We start from the raw sequence: 21,165 nt of genomic DNA on the forward strand, positions 1-21,165 counted from the left end.
CCTACACCGGCACCGCCGAGTCCGCCCGGGCGAGCGCGCGCAGCAGGGCCCGGACCGCCGCGTCGTTCTGCCGGAAGCCGGGCGAGTCGGTGCGCGGGCGGGCGAAGGCCGCGGCCGCGCGCAGGCTGGTGTGCGGGCCGAGCGCGGTGCGGCGCGGGTGCGCGCCGCCGTCGACGGCGGGGTCGAGGGCCGGGTCGAGGACGCGGCTGTCCCCGGGGCGGATGGTGAGCAGGCCGGAGCGGTGGGTGTACTCGGGGTCGGCGACGACCTCCTCGGTGATCCGCCCGGTGCGGTGCAGGTCGCGCAGCAGCGCGTCGCGGGTGCGGGCGAGCGCGTGCTTGGGCAAGTACGCCTCGACCAGCGCGGTGGCGGTGACGGTGTGGCCGGGCACGGTGGCGCCGGAGGCCCGCCAGGTGCCGGTGGCCTCGTCCCGCTCGACCCGGACGCCGGCGCCGAGGAAGCGGACCACCCCGGCCTCGGAGAGCGCGAGCAGCTGGCGCAGCCGGAAGCCGGGCGGGCCGGAGGCCAGGTAGCTGAAGTAGCCGAAGAACCACTCGTCGATCTCCTCGGCCACCGAGCGGGCGGTGAGCCGGCCGGAGCCGAGCAGCCGGGGCAGTTGGCCGAAGAGCGAGAGCAGGGCGAGGAAGGCGCCGAGGTCGGCGCTGTGGGCGGGGTCGGCGCGGCGGTCGGCGTCCTCGGTGATGTAGCGGCGCAGGTACCGCTGGAGTTCCTCGGCGGAGCCGAGTTCGAGGCCGGCGAGCGGGAAGTCCAGGCGTTCGAGGTCGAGCCGGTCGGCCGGGTCGGGGACGGCCCGTTCGACCAGGGCGCGCAGCCCGGGGGACGCCCAGGGGTGGGCGTCGTAGCCGGCCAGGAACTCGGCCCAGGGCAGGGCGGTGCGCTCCGGGTGGGCGTGGAACAGTTCGTGGTAGTGGCCGAAGCCGATGTCCTTGGCCATCAACGGCCAGGCGTCGCGCCGCAGTTCGAGTGGGCCGGGCCGGTCCAGCAGGGCGTCGACGGCGGCGGCGTCGAAGTAGCGGGGGAGCGGTGCGGGCGGTCCCTGCAGGCGGTAGTCGGTCTTGGAGTGGTAGGGGACGCCGCGCCGGGAGCCGACGTGCAGGACGGGTTCGCGGCCGGAGGGGCGGTAGACCAGGCCGTCGGCGCCGTCCGGCTCGAAGCGGCCGCCGCGGCCCTCGGTGAGCAGGGAGACGAGGTCGACGAACGCGAGGCCGAAGCCGCGCAGCACGGTGTGCTCGCCGGGGGCGATCCGGTCGAGGTCGCCGGCCGCGTCGGCGGAGTAGGCGGGCGGCAGGTGGAAGCGGCCGTGCCGGGTGGCGAAGGCGGTGTCGGCGGCGTAGCGGGGGTCGGGGGCGGAGTCGAGGTGGCCGAGGGTGAGTACGACGTGGTCGGCGGTGAGCACCCGGTCGGTGAGGTGGACGTGCTGCGGCCCGTCGGCCGGGCCCTCGACGCGGTGCGCGGTGTCCCGGTGCACGGTGACCGTGACGTGCGGCGGCAGGTCGGCGACGGCGCGCCGGAACACCCAGTCCAGGTAGGCGCTCTGGGCCCGGCGGGTGGGGAAGTCGGTGGGCGCGAGGGTGCGCAGCTCGGCCCGGACGGCCGGGTCGGTGATCTCCCGGTGGGGGGCGAAGGCCCGGGGGTCGGCGGCCCACTCGGCGAGCGAGGGGCCGGGGCGGACCGGGCCGTCGATGGTGGAGCGCTCGTCGGTGAACATCGTGACGTCCTCGGCCATCGAGTTCATCCGCAGCAGGGGGGACTGCTCGTGGCGCCAGATCCGGCCTCCGCCGGGCGGGTGCGGGTCGACCAGGTGGATGTGCAACGGGCGGTCGGCGGGCAGCAGTTCGGGCGCGTTGGCGGCGAGCCGCTCCAGGACGCCGGTGCCGCGCGGCCCGGCGCCGACGATGACCAGGACGGCGCTCATCGGCCGGCCTCCCCGGGCAGGTCGGCCGAGGCGGCGGCGCGCAGCCGGCGGTACCCGGCGCGGGCCTTCTGCAGCGGCGTGGGCGGCAGCCCCTCGCGGGTGGCGCCCTTCGCGTAGTGCCGTTCGACGTAGTACTGGCCGATCGACAGCACCGTGGTGATCACGATGTACCAGATGGTGGCGACCATCAGCATCGGGATGACCTGGTAGGACTGCAGATAGACCAGCTGCACCGAGTAGAGCAGGTCCGAGACGGCCAGCACGCTGATGATGCTGGTCCCCTTGAGCGCGCTGATCAGCATGTTGCCCGCGGTGGGCACGATCGAGCGCATCGCCTGCGGCACGACGATCCGGCGCAGCACCCGCCACCGGCCGATGCCGAGCGCGGAGGCGGCCTCCAGCTGGCCCCGGTCGACGGCGAGGATGCCGCCGCGCACCACCTCGGCGGCGTACGCGGCCTCCAGCAGGGTCAGGCCGACGACGGCGGTGAGGGTCGGGCCGAACAGGTTGACGGTGCGGACGGTGAGGAACTCCGGGCCGAACGGGATGCCGAGGCCGAGCGTCGGGTAGAGGGCGCCGATGTTGAAGAAGAGCAGCAGCTGCACCAGGGCCGGGGTGGAGCGGAAGATCCAGATGTAGACCCAGCTCAGCGTGCGCAGCACCGGGTTGCCGGACAGCCGCATGGTGGCGAGGACGGTGCCGAGCAGGAAGCCGAGGCCGAGGGTGACGGCGGTCAGCCAGAGGGTCAGGGTGAGGCCGTTCATGACCGAGGCGGCGGTGAACCAGTCGGCCACCACGTCCCACTGGAACGCGCGGTTGCGGGCGAGTGAGTTGACGACCATCGCGAAGAGCAGCAGGGCGACGGCGGCGGCGACCCACTGGCCGGGGCGGCGGCGGGGGACGATCCGGGCGGTGGCGGCCGCGGCGTCGAGGACGGTCGCGGGCGGCGGGGTGGTGGGCTCGGTGAGGGCGCGGGCGGGCAGGACGTCCGACGGGGTGGCCATGTTCAGGCTCCAGGCGGGAGGGCGGAGACGCGCGCGGGCGCGCGGGCGGGGTACGGCGTGGTCACGTACGGCCGTTGCGGCCGGCCCGCGTCCCTCAACACGGCCGGCGATGCGTTGCACTCCGCTTGGATCGTACGCGTGAGCGAGAGGCGGGTGTCAAGGGTGGGGACCCCGCCTCCGAGCGGGGCCGGGGAGGCTTCGCGGGGCGACAGGAGATCGCAACAGAGCGGTAATGGTGGACGGTTGACGCCGTGCGCGGTTCGCTGCTCAACTTGAGGCCATGTACGCCGAGCAGCCACTGGTCACCCGCGACCACATCGACTTCGGTCGGGTGTGGTCCGCGGCGTGTCGCGGCTGACCCGGCAGCGGGCCGTTCGTCCGGCCTGTTCCTCCCTCGCAGGGACCTCCCTCGGTGCCCCGTCCCGGGCCGGGAGAGCCGTCGTCTCCTGACGGTTCGTCAATCGCGCGCTGCCGCCGCCCCCTTCTCCTCCTCACCGCGTTGCGCTCCGGCTGTACCCCGTTCCGCGCCCGGGCCGTCACGTGCCCGCCGCCTCCACCGCACCACGGCCCGCCAAGCCGCCGGGCCCCGATCCGGTCTGCCCACCCGCAGCCCACCGGACTGCGCACGACCCGAAAGGTTCCGCCACCATGCCCGTCGAATTCCTCGGCATCGCCGCCACCGCCGACGGTACCGAGACCACCGCTCGCACCACGGCCGCGTTCGACCGCGACTACACCCTGCGGCTGGCCCGCGCCCACGAGGACAACGGCTGGGACCGGGTGCTGTTCGCCTACGGCTCCGGCGCCCCCGACCCGGCCCCCGCCGCCGCGTTCCTCGCCTCCCGCCTCGACACGCTGCAGATCCTGCTCGCCCACCGCCCGAACGTCTCGTACCCGACCTTCGCCGCCAAGACCTTCGCCACCCTGGACCACATCAGCGAGGGCCGGCTCACCGTCCACTTCATCACCGGCGGCAACGACCACGAGCAGCAGCGCGAGGGCGACTTCCTCACCAAGGACGAGCGGTACGAGCGGACCCGGGAGTACATCGGGATCGTCAAGAAGGCCTGGACCAGCCGCGAGCCCTTCGACCACGAGGGCGTCCACTACCGCTTCAAGGACTTCGTCGCCGACGTCTTCCCGGTGCAGCAGCCGCGGCCGGGCGTCTCCTTCGGCGGCTCCTCGGCGGCGGCGTACGCGGCCGGCGGCGCCGAGGCGGACGTCTACGGCCTGTGGGGCGAGCCGCTGGCGCGCACCGCCGAGCAGATCGAGCGGGTGAAGGAGGCGGCGCGGGCCGCCGGGCGCGAGGACGCGCCGCGGATCCAGGTGGCGTTCCGGCCGATCATCGCCCCGACCGAGGAACTGGCCTGGGAGAAGGCGCACCGGACGGTGGACGCGATCCGGGCCCGCCGGGAGGGCGGCGAGCTGATCCGCCGGGGACGCCCGGCCGGGGAGGCCCCCGAGAACGCCGGCTCGCAGCGGCTGCTGGAGATCGCCGAGGCGGGCGAGCGCTACGACCGCGCGCTGTGGACGCCGACCGCCGCGGCCACCGGCGGCGCGGGCAACTCCAACGCCCTGGTCGGCACCCCGGAGACGGTCGCCCAGGCGCTGCTCGACTACTACGACCTGGGCGTGGACATCCTCTCCGCCCGCGGCTACCACCTGGTGGACGACGCGATCGACTTCGGCCGGTACGTGATCCCGATCGTGCGCGAGGAGGTCGCCAAGCGGGACGCGGCCAAGGCGGCCGCCGCCGAGGCCGACCGCGCCGAGCAGAGCGAGCGCGACCGGCACCAGCTGATCGCGGCCCAGGCGTGACGGCCCTGCCCGGCGGCCCGGCCCTCGACGTCGAGGTGCGCCGGGTGCGCATCGACGACCCGCTCGCCGAGCCGCTGGTGCGCGAACTGACCGAGGAGTACGTCCGCCGCTACGGCCCCGGGGCGTACGAGGAGATGACCCGCTACCCGGTGGAGGAGTGGGCCGAGCCGCACGGCGTCCTGCTGCTCCTGCTGGAGGGCGGCGAGCCGGTGGCCGGCGGCGCGTACCGGCGCTACGACCCGCGCACGGCCGAGCTGAAGCGGATGTGGACGCACTCGGCGCACCGCCGCCGGGGCCTGGCCACCCGGGTGCTGGCCGAGCTGGAGCGGGCCGCCGCCGCGGCCGGCTACCGGCGGATCTACCTCACCACCGGCCCGCTCCAGCCCGAGGCCCGGGGGCTCTACCTGGCCAACGGCTACACCCCGCTGTTCGACGTCGCCGCCGACCCTCTGACGATCGGCCCGCTGCCGTTCGAGAAGCACCTGCGCTGACCCGGCGCACCCCGCACATCCCGCACACCCCGAAAGGCACCCGTACCCGTGAGAACCACCACCGTCCGCCGCCGCCTGCTCGCGACCGCCGCCGTGCTCCCGGTCCTGGCGCTGGCCGCGTGCGGCTCGGACCCGAAGCCGGCGGCGGCGGGCGCCGGGCAGCCGGCCGTCTCCGCCGCCGCGGAGGACGTCGTCTCCGGCCTGAAGAAGTCGGACACCGCCGCCGCGCTGCTGCCCGCCGACATCCGGGCCGCCGGAACGGTGAAGTTCGGCAGCTCGATCGGCGCCCCGCCGTCCTCCTTCTACGCCGACCAGGCGAGCAAGAAGGCCGCCGGCCTGGACGTCGACTTCGCCGACGCGGTGGCCAAGCTGCTCGGTCTGAGCGTGCAGCGCGAGGACGCGGCGTTCGAGACCATCCTGCCCGCGCTCGGCAGCGGCAAGTACGACGTCGGCACCGGCAACTTCGGCGTCACCACGGCCCGGCTGAAGACGATCGACTTCGTCACCTACATCGACGACGGCCAGGGCTTCGCGGTCAAGAAGGACAACACCTCGATCCAGCCGGTCACCGACCTCGTCCAGCTCTGCGGGCTGACCGTCGGCACCAGCGCCGGCACCACCTTCGAGACCACGCTCAACGCGAAGAAGAGCGTCTGCACGGACGCCGGCAAGCAGCCCTACGAGGTCAAGGCGTTCAGCGACAACGGCGCCCTCCTGACCAGCCTCCAGCAGGGCCGGGTGGACATCGAGATGTCCACCATCAACGGCCTGCGCTACCAGGCCTCCCAGGAGGCCTCGGGCACCCGGTTCCTCGGCGAGTTCCACCGCCTCGACGTCGGCTTCGCGTTCAAGAAGGGCTCCCCGCTCACCGCCGCGTTCCAGGCGGCCGTCAACGAGCTGATCAAGGACGGGACGTACGAGCGGATCCTCAAGAAGTGGGGGGTGACGGACTCGGCCGTCAAGGAATCGCTGATCAGCCCGCCCGAGCACGCGTGACCCCCTGTCCAGGGCCCGTTGGGAGGAGTCCCCCATGAGTACCACCACCACCGAAGCGCTCGCGAAGCCCGGCGGCAGACCCGGAGCCGGCAAGGCCGCCGGCGCCGGCACGACCGCCCCGCTCGACCTCGCCGAGCTGACCGGGCTGACCACCGTCCGCGCCCGGCACCCCTGGCGCTGGGCGGCCGGCGTCGCCACCCTCGTCGTGCTGGCCCAGTTCGCCCACGGCCTGGCCACCAACCCCGCCTGGGACTGGGCGACCTTCCGGCTGTTCTTCTCCGCCGACACCATCCTGCAGGCGGTCGGCCGGACCGTGGAGCTCACCGCCTACGGCACCGTGCTGGGCTTCCTGCTGGGCGCCGTCGTCGCCGCGATGCGGCTCTCCCGCAGCGTGGTCCTGCAGTCCGTCGCCTGGGCCTACGTCTGGGTGTTCCGCTCGATCCCGCTGATCGTCCAGCTGGTCTTCTGGTTCAACCTCTCCTACCTCTACAAGCGGTTCGGCTTCGGCATCCCGTTCGGCCCGACCTTCGGGGACTTCGAGACGGTCGGCGTGCTGGGCGCGCTCGGCGCGGCGGTGCTCGGCCTCGGGCTGCACCAGGCCGCGTTCGCCGCCGAGATCATCCGCGGCGGCGTGATCGCCGTCGACCCCGGCCAGCGCGAGGCCGCCGCCGCGCTCGGCGTGCCGCGGCTGCGGCAGGCCTGGCGGATCGTCCTGCCGCAGGCCATGCGCGGCATCCTGCCGGCCGCCGCGAACGAGGTGATCTCGCTGTTCAAGGGCACCTCGGTGGTCTACGTGATGGCCATCGGCGAGCTCTTCTACCAGGTGCAGGTGGTGTACGGCCGCACCGGCCGGGTGGTGCCGATGCTGATGGTCGCCACCGTCTGGTACGTGCTGCTCACCACCGTGCTGTCGATCGGCCAGTACTACGTCGAGCGCTACTTCGCCCGTGGCGCCGACCGCACCCCGCCGCCCACCCCGCTCCAGCGGGCCCGGGCGTTCGTCCGGGGCCTGCGCGCCCGCACCGCCACCGCCCCCGCCACCGGAGGACGCTCGTGACCACCGTCGCCAAGGACCCCGCCGCCGAAGAGGCCGAGCCGGCGGCGCCGCCGATGGTCCAGGTCCGCGGTCTGTGGAAGAGCTTCGGAGCGAACGCGGTGCTGCGCGGCGTCGACCTCGACGTGCCGGCCGGCTCGGTGACCGTGGTGCTGGGGCCGTCCGGCTCCGGAAAGTCCACCCTGCTGCGCTCGATCAACCACCTGGAGAAGGTGGACCGCGGCTTCGTGGCGATCGACGGCGAGCTGATCGGCTACCGGCGCACCGGGGACAAGCTGCACGAGCTCAAGGAGCGCGAGGTCCTGCGGCAGCGGACCGGCATCGGCTTCGTGTTCCAGAACTTCAACCTCTTCCCGCACCTGACCGTGCTGGAGAACCTCACCGAGGCGCCGGTCAGCGCCCTCGGCCGGCCGAAGGCCGAGGCCCGGGCCCGCGCGCTGGAGCTGCTCGAACGGGTCGGCCTGGCCGAGAAGGCGGCCGCCTACCCGCGCCAGCTCTCCGGCGGCCAGCAGCAGCGGGTGGCGATCGCCCGGGCGCTGGCGCTGGACCCGAAGGTGCTGCTGTTCGACGAGCCGACCTCGGCGCTGGACCCGGAGCTGGTCGGCGAGGTGCTGGACGTCGTCAAGGACCTCGCCCGCAGCGGCACCACGATGATCGTGGTGACCCATGAGATCGGCTTCGCCCGCGAGGTCGCCGACACCGTGGTCTTCATGGACGGCGGTGTCGTGGTCGAGCAGGGCCCGCCGCAGGCGGTCCTCGACGAGCCGCGGCACGACCGGACCAAGGCCTTCCTGGCCAAGGTCCTCTGACCCACCGAACCCCCCTCACCGGCAGGAGCCCCGCCATGTCCCTACCCCGTCGCGCCCTCGTGACCGCCGCCGCCGCGCTCGCCGCCGCCCTCACCCTGGCCGCCTGCGGCAGTTCCTCGGACGCGTCGGCCGACCTCGCCGCCCCGGCCAAGGGCAGCACCGCGCCGAACGGCACCACGGTGAACCTGACGGCGAAGCAGAACCGGGTGACCACGCCCAAGGTGGACGCCCTCGCGGCGCTGGTCCCGGAGGAGATCAGAAAGCGCGGAAAACTGACCGTGGCCGACTCGCTCGGCACCACGCCGCCGCTGGACTTCTACGCCGACGACGACAAGACGGTCATCGGCGTCGACCCGGACATCGCCTCGCTGATCGGCAATGTGCTCGGCCTCGACATCGAGTTCAACCCGGTCTCCTGGGAGAACATCTTCGTCGGCCTGGACAGCGGCAAGTACGACGTCGGCGTCTCCAACATCACCGTCACCGAGGCGCGCAAGGAGAAGTACGACTTCGCCACCTACCGCCTGGACATCCTCGGCTTCGAGGCGAAGAAGGGCAGCGGCTGGAAGGTCGCAGGCCCCAAGGACATCGCCGGTCGGACCGTCGCCGTCAGCTCCGGCACCAACCAGGAGAAGCTGCTCGTCGCCTGGAACGAGGAGAACGTGCGCAACGGCCTCAAGCCGGCCGACATCAAGTACTTCCAGAACGCCTCGGACTACTACCTGGCACTCGCCTCCGGCCGGATCGACATGTACGTCGGCCCCAACCCGATGGCGGCCTTCCACGCCGTGCAGAGCGGTGACACCGAGGTGATCGGCACCTACTCGGGCGGCGGAGCCGACGTGCTCGGCAAGATCGGGGCCACCACCAAGAAGGACAACGGCCTGGTCAAGGCACTGAACGGGGCGCTCAACGAGGTGATCAAGAACGGCACCTACGCCCAGGTGCTGAAGCGCTGGGGCCTGGACGCCGAGGCCGTGCCGACCTCCGAGATCAACCCGGTCGGCCTGCCGAAGACGTAGCCCCGGCTCCGGGCCCGGTCCGGTCCCGGTCCGGGCCCGGGGTCGTTCACCCGAACGCCGTCGGCCGCCGCTACCCTGACCCGGTCAGGTTGAACGGGGCTCGGTTCCGGCGGACTTGTGGGGGAAGGCATGAAGGCGGGCGATGTCGTGGGCGGCCGCTACCGGCTGGAGCGCGAGCTCGGCCACGGCGGGTTCGGTGTGGTCTGGGCCGCCCACGACGAGACCATCGGGCGCGCGGTCGCGGTCAAGGTGCTCTCCGAGGAGAAGGCCGGCGACGAGGAGGCGGTCGGCCGGTTCATCCGCGAGGCCAGGACCGTCGGCGGCCTCTCCCATCCGCACATCGTCATCCTGTACGACTACGGACGGGTGCAGGACGGCGCGCGCTCGACCCACTACCTGGTGATGGAGCTGGTCCGGGGCCGGCCGCTCTCCGCGCTGCTGGCCGGCGGGGCCCGGCCGGACTCCTCGGTCGCCCTGCGCTGGATGCGGCAGGTCTGCAAGGCACTGGACTCCGCGCACCGCAGCGGCGTGGTGCACCGGGACATCAAGCCCGAGAACATCATGATCACCGACACCGGTGAGGCCAAGGTGCTGGACTTCGGCATAGCCCGCCTGCTCACCCAGCAGGGCGGCGGGCTCACCTCCACCGGCGTGGTCATCGGCACCCCGGCGTACCTGGCGCCCGAGTGCTGGTCCGGCGAGGACATCGACGGCCGGGCCGACCTGTACGCGCTCGGCGTGCTGCTCTACCAGCTGTGCACCGGCCGTCGCCCGTTCAGCGCCAATACGCCGGTGACCATGATGTTCAAGCACCTCAACGAGCAGCCGCCGGCCCCCGGTACACCCGACCCCGCGCTGGACCGGCTGATCCTCCAGCTGCTCGCCAAGGACCCGGCGGACCGGCCCGCCGACGCCGCCGAGGTCCGCCGCCGGCTGCGCGACGTCAAGGTCGGCACCGACCCGGAGGCGCTGCGGCAGAAGGCCGACGACGCCTGGCGGCGCGGCGCGGCCGGCTCGCCCGAGCGGGCCGTCGAGCAGCTGGTCGCGCTGATACCGCAGTTCGCCCGGGCCTTCGGGCCGGCCGACCCGCGGACCCTGCGGACCTGCCACGACCTGGCGCTGTGGCTGGCCCGCTCCGGGCGGCCGCGGGCGGCCGTCGCGCTGCTGCGCGAGCTGTTGCCGGTGCTGGACGGCCACCCGCGGGCCCGCGAGGACGTCGGGCGCGACCTGGAGCGCTGGGAGCGTGAGAGCGCCGCCGCCGCGCCGGAACAGGACCGGCCGCTAGTGCTCGCCCAGCTGCTCGACGGCCCGGCGCAGAGCGGCTGAGCCGCCCTCGGCGATCGGCTCGCCGTGCCCGAACACCACCGTCCCGGCGTCCAGCGCGGCCAGCCGGCGGAAGGACTCCAGCGCCAGCGCCGGATCGGTGTTGAAGACCCCGGGCGTGGTCCGGTGCCCGACGTTGGCCGCGAGGTCCCCGGTGAACAGCACGCCCGGCCCCGGCAGGTGCAGGGCGATCGACCCGTCGGTGTGGCCGGGCACGTGCACCACCACGGCGCCGCCGCCGAAAGCCAGCACCTCGCCGTCCGCCACCTCGCGGTCCACCCGGCACGGCGGGGCGGGCGGCAGCGCCGGCAGCGCGTCCCACAGCTCCTGCTCGAAGGGGCTCAGCGCGAACGGCTTCGGCTCCTGCTCGCCGCGGACCACCGGGGCCTCCAGCCGGTGGGCGACCACCTCGGCGCCCAGCCGCCGGGCGAGTTCGGCGGCCGAGCCGGTGTGGTCCTCGTGGTAGTGGGTGAGCACGATGGCGCGCAGCGCGGCCGGCTCGGCGCCGACGGCGCGGATCGCCTCCTCGATCGCGTCGGCCTGCCCGGCGATGCCGGTGTCGACCAGGGTGAGCGTGCCGTCCTCGTCGCGCCAGAGCTGGGCGGTGCCGAACTCCAGCGTGATGGTGGTCAGTTCGGGGCGTATGCGGGTGATCTCCATGGGCGGATCCTGTACCGCGCGGTGCCGGTTCACGCCCCTGTTCGCCCCGGGCGTGACGCGGCCCCGGGGGGCGCCGGCCGGGCCGGCCTGGCCCGCCGCGGCGGGCCGTTGATATACCTCGCAGGCAGCAGCCGGGCGCGGGCCCTCACCGCCCCGGCGATCGACGAATCAGGAGGTGGGGATCGGATGAAGCTCCTCCGTGTCGGCCCGCCGGGCGCCGAGCGCCCGGTCGCGCTGGCCCAGGACGGCACCGCGTACGACCTCTCCGGGGTGACCGCGGACATCACCGGCGGCTTCCTCGCCGGGCTGGACGGTTCCGGCCTGGCCGAGCTGGCCGGACGGGTGGCGGCCGGGCGGCTGCCGGTGGCCGACCTCGCCGGGCAGCGGATCGGCCCGCCGGTGGCCCGGCCCGGCAAGGTGGTCGGCATCGGCCTCAACTACCGGGACCACGCGGCCGAGGCGGGCGCGGCGATCCCGGACGAGCCGGTGATCTTCCTCAAGCCGAGTTCGACGGTGGTCGGCCCGTACGACGAGGTGCTGGTGCCGCGCGGCGGCGAGAAGACCGACTACGAGGCCGAACTGGCCGTGGTGATCGGCCGCACCGCCCGCTACCTGGAGGACCACGCGGCGGCGGCGGGGGTGATCGCCGGCTACACCATCGCCAACGACGTCACCGAGCGCGCCTTCCAGTTCGAGCGCGGCGGCCAGTGGGACAAGGGCAAGTCGGCGGAGACCTTCACCCCGCTCGGGCCCTGGCTGGTCACCGCCGAGGAGGTGGTGGACCCGCAGCGGCTGTCGCTGCGGCTGTGGGTGAACGGGGAGCAGCGCCAGGGCGGCTCCACCGAGCGGATGATCTTCCCGGTGCTGGAGCTGGTCCGCTACGCGAGCCAGTTCATGGTGCTGGAACCGGGCGACGTGATCATCACCGGCACCCCGGCCGGGGTCACCCTCGGCCGCCCGGGCACGCCCTACCTCGCGCCCGGCGACGTCGTCGAGATCGAGATCGACGGCCTCGGCCGGCAGCGCCAGGTCCTCGGCAAGGCGTAGTGCGGGCCGTGGTCCCGGCCCTCGGCGCGGGGGCCGGGGCCGCGGCGCCCGGACCCGCGCTACCCGGCCGCCGTATCCAGGACCGCCCGCAGCCGCGCGGTCCGCGGCGAGTCCGGGCCTTCGAGCAACAGCAGCACGGCCAGCACCTCGGCGGTCTGCGGGTCGTGCAGCGCCGTCGCCGCCGCCATCGCCACGAACTGGTCCACCAGCCACTCGCGCAGCTCGTCCACCGGCAGCGCCCGGCCCTCGTCGAGCCAGCTGAGCGAGGCCCCCTCGACCACCGCGATCCACGAGCGCACCAGCAGCGTCAGCCGCGGCCCGGCCTGCCGCACCCCGAGGTGGCGCAGCGTCCGCCGCAGGGCCGCCCGCCGGACGTCGTCCACGATCGCCGAGGTGCGGGCCGTCTCCACCACCGAGCCGCCGCGCAGCAGCGCCGAGTAGCCGGCGTCGTGCTCGGCGACGAAGGAGAAGTAGCGCTCCAGGACGGCGGACAGCTGCTGGGTCGGGGTCCCGGCCGGCGGCACCGTGAAGCGGTCGGTGAGTTCCTCGGCGGCGCTGCGCAGCGCCGCCTCGTACAGTTGCTGCTTGCCGCCCGCGAAGTAGCGGTAGACCAGCGGCCGGGAGGCTCCGGCGGCCTCCGCCACGTCGTCCAGCCCGACGTCCTCGGGCGGCCGGTGGGCGAACAGCTCCAGTGCCACCGCGATCAGCTGCTCGCGCCGCTGCTGCACCGGCAGGCGCCGGTATCCGGCGCGCCGTGGCCGGGCGGCCGGTTCGGGGTCCGGTGGGACGGGCGCTGAGCTGGCTTCCATGGCGGTCAGCGTAACGGCCCCGGGCCGGATGGGAGGCGGGTCTGCACCGATCTTCCGAACGGGCGTTTGTGCCGCCCCGCGGCCCGCCCGGGGCCCGCTCCGGGAGGCGGCCCGCCGGGCGCCGTCCGAGGATGGGACACACCACGCCACCGCACCGAGGAGGCCCGCCGGATGGCCCGGACGCTGGAACGGCCGCCCCGCGCGCGCCGGCTGCGCGGGGCCTCGCGCGCGCTCCTGGCGTGGGTCCGCTCGGCGCCCGGCACGTATCTGTGGCTGCTCCTGCTGGCGGTCACCAGCTTCGTCGTGGCGCGGATGGACCAGCGCACCCTGGACTGGTTCCTGGCCGCCCGCTCGACCAACCTGGAGCACCTGCGCTCGCGCCCGGTGCACGCCCTGGTCGCCAGCGCGCTGTGGACCGAGACGTCGAGCTGGCCGCTCTACGCCGTCCTGTTCACCCTGGTCCACGCCAACGCCGAGCGCTGGCTGGGCACCGCGCGCTGGTTCACGGTGGCCGCGACCTCGCACGTGCTGGCGACCCTGGTGAGCGAGGGGGTGGTGGCCTGGGGGATCGTCCAGGGCACCCTGCGACGGAGCATGGCCGAGACGGTGGACGTCGGCGTCTCCTACGCGCTGGCCGGGGTGGTGGCGGTGCTCACCTACCGGTTCGCCGGCGGCTGGCGGTGGCTGTACGGCGGTGCGGTGGTGGTCTTCTACCTGGTGCCGCTGGTGGCCTCGCACACCTTCACGGACCTCGGGCACTTCACCGCCGCGCTGATCGGCCTCGCCTTCTTCCCCTTCGCGCACGGACGGCCCCTCTGGGACCCGGGCCGGGTGCTGCGGCGCGGGTGGCCGCGCCGCCCGCACGGCTGACCCGGCGGGCCCCGGCGCGAATTGGCCGGCCCATGCCAGGCGGAAGGGGCTTGCAAACGGCGCGGGTCACGAAATGATGTCCGGATGGTTGAACTGATCAGCTCCGACGGCACCACACCCCGCAGTGTCGCCGACACCTATGTGCGGGACCTCGCCGAGCTCGACCCGCTGACCGCGGTGTACCTGGGCCTGAACCCCGAGGACGACCGCCTTCCCGACCTCTCGCCGGCCGGCGCCGAGGCGATCGCGGACCTCGGCCGCGCCACCCTGGCCCGGCTCGACGAGGCCGAGGCGGCGCTCGACGCGGCCGAGGCGGCCGGCACCCCCCGGGACGAGGCCGAGCGGCGCTGCGCCCGCCTGCTGCGCGAGCGGCTCGACGCCGAACTCGCCGTCCACGACGCCGGCGAGCGCTACCGGGCCGTCCACAACCTGGGCTCCCCGGTGCACCTGGTCCGCGACGTCTTCACCCTGATGCCCACCGACACCGAGGAGCAGTGGCGGATCCTCGGCCGCCGCCTGGCCCGGGTGCCCCAGGCGCTCACCGAGTACCGCGCCACCCTCGCCGAGGGCATCGAGCGCGGTCTGCTCTCCGGACCCCGCCAGGTCACCACGGTGACCGGCCAGCTCGGCGAATGGCTCGCCGGGGAGGTCCCGGGCGGCTGGTTCGGCGAACTGGTCCAGGAGGCCCCCGAGGCGTTGCGCGGGGAACTGGCCGGGCACGCGGTGGCCGCCGCCGAGGCGCTCGCCGCCCTGCGCGACTGGCTGCGCGACGTCTACGGGCCGGCCGCCGCCGACGCCCCCGACACCGCCGGGCGCGAGCGCTACGGCCGCTGGGTGCGCTACTGGACCGGTGCCGACCTCGACCTCGACGAGGCCTACGCCTGGGCCTGGCAGGAGTTCCACGACCTGCTCGCCCAGATGCGCACCGAGGCCGAGAAGGTGCGGCCCGGCGCCGAACCGATGGAGGCGATGAAGTGGCTGGAGACCGACGGCCCCGCGCGGGTCGGCGTCGAGGCCGCCCGTGAGTTCCTCCAGGGCCTGATGGACTCGGCGATCGCCGACCTCCAGGGCATCCACTTCGACCTGGCCGAGCCGATCACCCGGGTCGAGTCGCGGATCGCCCCGGCCGGCAGCGCCGCCGCGCCGTACTACACCGCCCCGTCGCTGGACTTCAGCCGCCCCGGCCGGACCTGGCTGCCGGTCCTGGGCCGCGAGCGGTTCCCCGAGTGGGACCTGGTCTCGACCTGGTACCACGAGGGCGTCCCCGGCCACCACCTGCAGATCGCGCAGTGGAACTACGTCGCCGACCGGCTCTCCACCTACCAGGTGAGCCTCGGCGGGGTGAGCGCCAACCTGGAGGGCTGGGCGCTGTACGCCGAGCGCCTGATGGACGAGCTCGGCTACCTCACCGACCCCGGCCACCGGCTGGGCTACCTCAACGCGCAGATGATGCGGGCGCTGCGGGTGATCGTGGACATCGGCATGCACGCCGGCCTGGAGTTCCCGGCGGACTCGCCGTACCGCGCGGGGGAGCCGGTCACGCCGGACACCGCGCGGGAGTTCTTCGGCCTGTACTGCGGGCTGTCCGCCGACTTCCTGGACAGCGAGCTGGTCCGCTACCTGGGCCTGCCCGGGCAGGCGATCGGCTACAAGCTGGGCGAGCGGGCCTGGCTGCGCGGCCGGGCGGCGGCCCGGGCGGCGCACGAGGCGCGCGGCGAGGTGTTCGACCTCAAGGCCTGGCACATGGCGGCCCTGTCGCAGGGCTCGCTGGGTCTGGACGACCTGGTCGCGGAGCTCTCGGTGCTGTAGCCGGCTGGTCGCGACGGCGGGGCCCCCGGGACGAACCGGTCCCGGGGGCCCTGGACCGTGGTCCCGGGCCCCTGGTCATTTGGTCCTGGTTCCATTGATTTGTCCAGGTTTTTCCTTGCCATTCGACGCCCCGCGCGTTTGGCTGGAAGGCGACTGCGTGACCTCTCCGTACCCCTCCGGAAAGGCTCCCCCAGTGTCTGCCCAAGCCCAAGCCACCACCGGTCACGGAACGGCGGCGGACTCCCGCCGCTGGTGGGCGTTGGCGGTCATCGCCATCGCCCAGCTGATGATCGTGCTGGACATCACCATCGTGAACATCGCCCTCCCGTCGGCCCAGAAGGACCTGGGCATCTCGGACGCCGACCGGCAATGGGTGATCACCGCCTACACGCTGGCCTTCGGCGGTCTGCTGCTGCTCGGCGGCCGGCTCGGGGACCTCTTCGGCCGCAAGCGCGTCTTCATCATCGGCCTGCTCGGCTTCGCCCTCGCCTCCGCGATCGGCGGCAGCGCGAGCGGCCCGACCATGCTCTTCGCGGCGCGCGCCCTGCAGGGCGCCTTCGGCGCGCTGCTCGCCCCCTCCGCACTGGGGCTGCTCTCGACGACCTTCTCCGATCCCAGGGAGCGGAGCACGGCCTTCGGCGTCTTCGGCGCGATCGCCGGCGGCGGCGCCGCGATCGGCCTGCTGCTCGGCGGTGTGCTCACCGAGTACCTGAACTGGCGCTGGTGCCTGTTCGTGAACACCCCGATCGCGGTGGCGGCCGCCTTCGCGGCGTACTCGGTGCTCACCCGCGACCACATCGGCAAGGGCACGCGGATCAGGCTCGACCTGCCCGGCGCGCTGCTCGGCTGCGGCGGTCTGCTGGCCATCGTGTTCGGCATGTCCGAGGCGGTCACCCGGGGCTGGGGCGACGCCCTCGTGCTCGGCTCGCTGGTGTTCGGCGTGCTGCTGCTGGCGGTGTTCGTGCTGGTCGAGAAGCGGACGCCGCACGCACTGCTGCCGACGCACATCGTCGCCAACCGGAACCGGGGCGGCGGCGCCCTCTCGATCGGCCTGGCGATGATCGGGATGTTCGGCCTGTTCCTGTTCCTGACCTACTACCTCCAGGTGATCAAGCACTTCTCGCCGGTGCTGTCCGGCGTCTCCTTCCTGCCGATGACCGCCGCCATCGTCATCAGCTCGACCGGCTTCGCGGCCCGGCTGATGACCCGGGTGCCGTCCCGCAACCTGATCGGCCCCGGGCTGCTGCTGGCCGCCTCCGGCATGGCCTGGCTGACCCAGATGCGGGTGGACAGCCCCTGGGCCGGCATGGTGCTGCCGGCCGAGCTGCTGCTGGGCTTCGGCATGGGCCTGGTCTTCATGCCGTCGATGAGCCTGGCCACCCTGGGCGTCTCCCCGCACGAGGCGGGCGCGGCCTCGGCCACCATCAACTCGGCCCAGCAGGTCGGCGGCTCCTTCGGCACGGCCCTGCTGAACACCATCGCGGCCAGCGCCACCGCGAGCTGGCTGGCCGCCCGGGGCCTCGGCGCCGCGAACCCCGCGGTCCGGGCCGAGGGCTCCGTGCACGGCTACGTGGTGGCGACCTGGGTGGCGATGGGCATCCTGCTGCTCGCCGCGCTGATCGCGTTCCTGATGATCAACCACCGGCCGGCGCCGGGGGAGGCCGCCGGACCCGGCGAGGCCGCCGGAGCGACCGGGGCTGCCGAGGCCCCCGAGGTCGCGGGGGCCCCGCAGTCCCCGGCGCAGTCCCCGGCCCACCAGCGACAGCGGGCCCGATGACACCTGCCCGGCGGCCGGCGCCTCCGCACCCGACGGACGCGCCGGCCGCCGCACTGCGAGCGCGCCGTCGACCGGCTGAATTCTCATCGCGTTCCCAGCGACGCATCACGACCCTCCCAGCTCAGGGCGCCATAGTCGGTTCCCGTACCGCCGCCGACCAGGGCAGGAGTCGACCACGCATGGGCCAGCACCGCCGCCGCACCTCCCGACGACGCCTCCTGGCCCCTACCGTGGGCGCCGCGACGCTCTCCGCGCTCACCCTGGCGGCCGCCGTCGTCGGCACCCACAGCGTGACCCCCCGGGCCACCGCCGTGGCCTCCCCGGAGACCGCGGCGGCCGCCGCCCCGGCGGCTCCGGCGGCTCCGCGGATCCAGGCGGCCCCGGTGGCTCCGGTGGCGACGCCCACCGTCACCGCGGCCCCCACCGTCACCCCGACGCCCACCGTCACCGCGGCCACCACCGCCACCCCGACCCCCACGCCGAGCAGTCCGCCGGGCACCACCGACACCGCCGGGGCCACCCCCGAGGCGGCCACCGTCGGTGCCCTGTTCAGCGGCGCCGTGCGCGCCGGCGACCACTTCTGCACCGCCAGCGTGCTGCACAGCGCCACCGGCAACCTGCTGCTCACCGCCGCCCACTGCGTCGACGACCCGAGCGGCGTCACCTTCGCCCCCGGCTACCGGGACGGCCGCGCCCCGTACGGCACCTGGCGGGTCACCGCCGTGCACACCACCACCGGCTGGTCCCACGGCGGCGACCAGGACGAGGACTTCGCCGTTCTGGAGACCGCCCCCGACGCCGCGGGACGCCGGATCGAGGACGTGGTCGGCGGCAATACGCTCGGCACCGACGAGCCGTTCGGCGCCGACGTCCGTCTCTACGGCTACCCCGCCACCGGCGAGGAGCCCCTGCTGTGCACCAACACCACCGGTCGGCAGAGCGCCTTCCAGCGTGTCGTCGACTGTCCCGACTACCCGGGCGGGACCAGCGGCGGGCCCTGGATCTCCACCGCCACCGGCCACGTGGTCGGCGTCATCGGCGGCTACCAGCAGGGCGGCGACAGCGACGACACCTCCTACGGCGCCTACTTCGACCACACCGTCGCGGCGCTCTACGCCGAGGCCGTGGCCGCCGCGTCCTCCTGAAAACGAATCAGGCCCAGTCCGGTGGCAACTCGCCACTGGCCTGGGCCTCTTCGGCACTTCTCGCGAAGTGCCCCCGGTAGGATTCGAACCTACGCACCCGCCTCCGGAGGGCGGTGCTCTATCCCCTGAGCTACGGGGGCTTGCTCGGTGTTGTCGTCGCGTTCGCTTCGACGTGGAGAACACTACCAGGCCCGGAGCGTGCTCCGTGCACGGGTTTCGCGCGGGGGCCGGGCGGCCGGTCCGGTGGAAGTGCGGAAAGGCCGGACGGGGCGGCGGGGCCGCCGATACCCTCGGTGAGGTGTCGGGAGTGTCCGGGCGGGTCCTCGTGGTGGACGACAGCGAGGTGATCCGCCAGCTGATCAGGGTCAACCTGGAGCTCGAGGGCTTCGAGGTGGTGACCGCCGCCGACGGCGCCGAGTGCCTGGAGGTGGTCCGCCGGGTGAAGCCCGACGTGGTGACGCTGGACGTGATGATGCCGCGACTGGACGGCCTGCGGACGGCGGCCCGGCTGCGGGCGGCGCCGGGGACCAGGCTGCTGCCGATCGCGATCGTGAGCGCCTGCACTCCGGCCGACCTGGACCGGGGGGAGTCGGTCGGGGTGGACGGCTACCTGGGCAAGCCCTTCGACCCGGCGGACCTGGTGGCGCTGGTGCGCCGGCTGGTCGAGCTCGGCCGGGGGGACGCGACAGGCGGCGGGGCGGCCGCCCGCTCGGCCGACGGGGCGGCCGACGAGGCGCAGGGCGGGTTTCGCCCTCAGCGAACAGATCCGAGCGATCGGGGCTGAGCGCCGGGGGCCGGACGTCTCAACCGGTAAACCGGGTGGCGGGCGCACTCCCCCTCTCGCCTACGCTTGGCGTCGTGACCCCCGCAGAGCTTTCCCAGGCAGTCCAGGCCGCAGTGAGCGCCGCCGTCGAGGCGGGCGAGCTGGCCGTCGCCGTGCCCGAGCACGTGACGGTCGAGCGGCCCAAGAACAGGGACCACGGCGACTACGCGACCAACGTGGCCCTCCAGCTCGCGAAGTCGGCCGGCCGGCCGCCGCGAGCCGTTGCCGAGGTGCTGGCCGACCGCCTGCGAGGGATCACCGGCGTCGCCAAGGTCGACATCGCCGGCCCGGGCTTCCTGAACATCACCCTGGACACCGCCACCGCGGGCGCGCTGGCGCGCACCATCGTCGAGGCGGGCGAGGCCTACGGCCGCAACGGGGACCTCGCCGGTCTGAAGATCAACCTGGAGTTCGTCTCCGCCAACCCGACCGGCCCGATCCACATCGGCGGCGTGCGCTGGGCGGCCGTCGGCGACTCGCTGGCGCGCGTGCTGCGGGCCTGCGGCGCCGACGTCACCACCGAGTACTACCTCAACGACGCCGGCGTGCAGATCAGCAAGTTCGCCGGCTCGCTGCAGGCCGCCGCGAACGGCCGCGAGGTGCCGGAGGGCGGCTACGTCGGCGAGTACATCGTCGACATCGCCAAGGCGATCACCGAGGCCGTCCCGGGCCTGCTGGAGAAGTCCGAGGACGAGCAGCTCCAGGTCTTCCGCGCCGAGGGCCTGAAGCTCATGGTCGCCGAGATCAAGCGCTCGATGGACGAGTTCGGCACCCACTTCGACGTCTGGTTCTCGGAGAAGTCGCTGCACGACTCGGGCGCCGTCGGCACGGCCATCGAGCGGCTGCGCGAGCAGGGCCACGTCTTCGAGCAGGACGGCGCCGTCTGGCTGCGCACCACCGACTTCGGCGACGACAAGGACCGCGTCCTGGTCAAGGCCGACGGCGACACCACCTACTTCGCCGCCGACGCCGCCTACTACCTGTCCAAGCGGGACCGCGGCACCGAGGTCGCGCTCTACATGCTGGGCGCCGACCACCACGGCTACGTCAACCGCCTCAAGGCCATCGCGGCCTGCGCGGGCGACGACATGAACCACAACATCGAGGTCAAGATCGGCCAGTTCGTGAAGATGCTTCGCGACGGCGAAGAGGTCCGCATGTCCAAGCGGGCCGGCAACATCATCACGATCGACGACGTCGTCGAGTGGATCGGCGTGGACGCGGCCCGCTACACCCTGGCGCGCTCCTCCACCGACTCCACCATCACGCTCGACATCAACATCCTGACCAGCCAGACCAACGAGAACCGGGTGTACTACGTCCAGTACGCCCACTCGCGGATGTGCGCGGTCCAGCGCAACGCCGACGAGCACGGCGTCTCGCGCGGCGCGGCCGAGGACTTCAAACCGGAGCTGCTGGCCACCGAGTGGGAGTCCGACCTGCTCGGTCACCTCGGTGAGTTCCCGCGCGTGCTGGCCTCGGCCGGAGAGCTGCGCGAGCCGCACCGCGTCGCGACGTACCTGGAGGACCTCGCGGCCAAGTACCACCGCTTCTACGACAACTGCCGCATCCTGCCGCGGGGCGACGAGGAGGTCACCGACCTCACGCGCGCCCGGCTCTGGCTCGCCGACGCGACACGCACGGTCGTCGCGAACGGCCTGACGCTGCTGGGCGTCTCGGCGCCCGAGCGGATGTAGGCACCACCCCCATGTGCACAGCGGGGGCGGCGGACGGTCAACGGGGACCGTCGCCGCCCCTCGCCATAGGTCGAG

The 21,165-nt window shown here is 73.8% G+C and carries 18 protein-coding genes and 1 tRNA gene; 14 read left to right on the forward strand and 5 right to left on the reverse strand.

Features of this window, described 5'->3' with window-relative positions:
• Window position 1 precedes the first annotated feature (1 nt).
• Together ACFVVU_RS24300 and ACFVVU_RS24305 are read right to left on the reverse strand one after the other, a co-directional pair.
• Complete coding sequence (locus tag ACFVVU_RS24300; protein WP_387792181.1) at window positions 2–1,936, reverse strand: FAD/NAD(P)-binding protein; 1,935 nt, start codon at window positions 1,934–1,936, stop codon at window positions 2–4.
• Window positions 1,933–2,940, reverse strand: coding sequence for an amino acid ABC transporter permease (locus ACFVVU_RS24305; RefSeq protein WP_380684353.1), 1,008 nt, complete (start codon window positions 2,938–2,940; stop codon window positions 1,933–1,935). Before ACFVVU_RS24305 ends, ACFVVU_RS24300 begins: the two co-directional genes overlap by 4 nt.
• A gap of 648 nt (window positions 2,941–3,588) precedes the next feature.
• Here ACFVVU_RS24305 and ACFVVU_RS24310 point away from each other — a divergent pair.
• The 7 genes from ACFVVU_RS24310 to ACFVVU_RS24340 all read left to right on the forward strand — a co-directional run bounded on the left by ACFVVU_RS24310 (window position 3,589) and on the right by ACFVVU_RS24340 (window position 10,456).
• Entirely contained in the window at window positions 3,589–4,758 is a 1,170-nt protein-coding gene (locus ACFVVU_RS24310) for an LLM class flavin-dependent oxidoreductase (RefSeq protein WP_355371254.1), read from the forward strand.
• Window positions 4,755–5,249, forward strand: coding sequence for a GNAT family N-acetyltransferase (locus tag ACFVVU_RS24315; protein WP_380684354.1), 495 nt, complete (start codon window positions 4,755–4,757; stop codon window positions 5,247–5,249). The genes ACFVVU_RS24310 and ACFVVU_RS24315 overlap by 4 nt, the downstream gene beginning before the upstream one ends.
• A gap of 48 nt (window positions 5,250–5,297) precedes the next feature.
• Entirely contained in the window at window positions 5,298–6,245 is a 948-nt protein-coding gene (locus ACFVVU_RS24320) for an ABC transporter substrate-binding protein (RefSeq protein ID WP_380684355.1), read from the forward strand.
• A 34-nt stretch (window positions 6,246–6,279) separates the two neighbouring features.
• Window positions 6,280–7,302 carry an amino acid ABC transporter permease gene (locus ACFVVU_RS24325; RefSeq protein WP_380684356.1) on the forward strand — a complete coding sequence of 341 codons (1,023 nt, stop codon included), beginning with the start codon at window positions 6,280–6,282 and terminating at the stop codon, window positions 7,300–7,302.
• 53 nt (window positions 7,303–7,355) lie between these two features.
• Window positions 7,356–8,108: an amino acid ABC transporter ATP-binding protein gene (locus tag ACFVVU_RS24330; protein WP_380684362.1), complete on the forward strand. Its 753-nt coding sequence runs from the start codon at window positions 7,356–7,358 to the stop codon at window positions 8,106–8,108.
• Window positions 8,109–8,143: 35 nt separating this feature from the next.
• Window positions 8,144–9,130, forward strand: a complete 987-nt coding sequence (locus ACFVVU_RS24335) for an ABC transporter substrate-binding protein (protein ID WP_387792183.1) — start codon at window positions 8,144–8,146, stop codon at window positions 9,128–9,130.
• Window positions 9,131–9,259: 129 nt separating this feature from the next.
• Window positions 9,260–10,456 (forward strand): protein kinase, encoded by a 1,197-nt coding sequence (locus ACFVVU_RS24340; protein WP_387792185.1) that lies wholly within the window; start codon window positions 9,260–9,262, stop codon window positions 10,454–10,456.
• On the opposite strand, the gene ACFVVU_RS24345 is transcribed toward ACFVVU_RS24340, so the two are convergent.
• The gene (locus tag ACFVVU_RS24345) at window positions 10,412–11,113 is read right to left on the reverse strand and encodes an MBL fold metallo-hydrolase (protein ID WP_387792188.1); all 702 of its coding nucleotides are present in this window, start codon (window positions 11,111–11,113) and stop codon (window positions 10,412–10,414) included. The two genes, ACFVVU_RS24340 and ACFVVU_RS24345, sit on opposite strands and share 45 nt — an antisense overlap.
• A 186-nt stretch (window positions 11,114–11,299) precedes the next feature.
• On the opposite strand from ACFVVU_RS24345, the gene ACFVVU_RS24350 reads away from it, so the two are divergent.
• Window positions 11,300–12,160 carry a fumarylacetoacetate hydrolase family protein gene (locus ACFVVU_RS24350; protein WP_387792190.1) on the forward strand — a complete coding sequence of 287 codons (861 nt, stop codon included), beginning with the start codon at window positions 11,300–11,302 and terminating at the stop codon, window positions 12,158–12,160.
• A gap of 59 nt (window positions 12,161–12,219) precedes the next feature.
• On the opposite strand, the gene ACFVVU_RS24355 is transcribed toward ACFVVU_RS24350, so the two are convergent.
• Complete coding sequence (locus ACFVVU_RS24355; RefSeq protein WP_387792192.1) at window positions 12,220–12,969, reverse strand: TetR/AcrR family transcriptional regulator; 750 nt, start codon at window positions 12,967–12,969, stop codon at window positions 12,220–12,222.
• A 171-nt stretch (window positions 12,970–13,140) separates the two neighbouring features.
• Between ACFVVU_RS24355 and ACFVVU_RS24360 the strand changes: the two genes are divergently transcribed.
• The 4 genes from ACFVVU_RS24360 to ACFVVU_RS24375 all read left to right on the forward strand — a co-directional run bounded on the left by ACFVVU_RS24360 (window position 13,141) and on the right by ACFVVU_RS24375 (window position 18,570).
• Window positions 13,141–13,839, forward strand: a complete 699-nt coding sequence (locus ACFVVU_RS24360) for a rhomboid-like protein (protein WP_387792193.1) — start codon at window positions 13,141–13,143, stop codon at window positions 13,837–13,839.
• Between the two features lie 84 nt (window positions 13,840–13,923).
• Window positions 13,924–15,648: a DUF885 domain-containing protein gene (locus tag ACFVVU_RS24365; RefSeq protein WP_387792195.1), complete on the forward strand. Its 1,725-nt coding sequence runs from the start codon at window positions 13,924–13,926 to the stop codon at window positions 15,646–15,648.
• A 193-nt stretch (window positions 15,649–15,841) separates the two neighbouring features.
• Entirely contained in the window at window positions 15,842–17,425 is a 1,584-nt protein-coding gene (locus ACFVVU_RS24370) for an MFS transporter (RefSeq protein ID WP_380690237.1), read from the forward strand.
• A gap of 179 nt (window positions 17,426–17,604) precedes the next feature.
• Window positions 17,605–18,570 (forward strand): trypsin-like serine peptidase, encoded by a 966-nt coding sequence (locus ACFVVU_RS24375; RefSeq protein ID WP_387792197.1) that lies wholly within the window; start codon window positions 17,605–17,607, stop codon window positions 18,568–18,570.
• 68 nt (window positions 18,571–18,638) lie between these two features.
• Here the strand turns inward: ACFVVU_RS24375 and ACFVVU_RS24380 are convergent.
• Window positions 18,639–18,710 (reverse strand) — tRNA-Arg (locus ACFVVU_RS24380).
• A 158-nt stretch (window positions 18,711–18,868) separates the two neighbouring features.
• Here ACFVVU_RS24380 and ACFVVU_RS24385 point away from each other — a divergent pair.
• Window positions 18,869–19,354: a response regulator gene (locus ACFVVU_RS24385; protein WP_387792199.1), complete on the forward strand. Its 486-nt coding sequence runs from the start codon at window positions 18,869–18,871 to the stop codon at window positions 19,352–19,354.
• A gap of 74 nt (window positions 19,355–19,428) precedes the next feature.
• A complete protein-coding gene (gene argS, locus ACFVVU_RS24390; protein WP_380684804.1) occupies window positions 19,429–21,090 on the forward strand; it encodes an arginine--tRNA ligase in 1,662 nt (553 codons plus the stop codon).
• Window positions 21,091–21,165 lie beyond the last annotated feature (75 nt).

This window comes from Kitasatospora sp. NPDC057965, from assembly GCF_042887135.1.
Taxonomy (GTDB): Bacteria; Actinomycetota; Actinomycetes; order Streptomycetales; family Streptomycetaceae; genus Kitasatospora.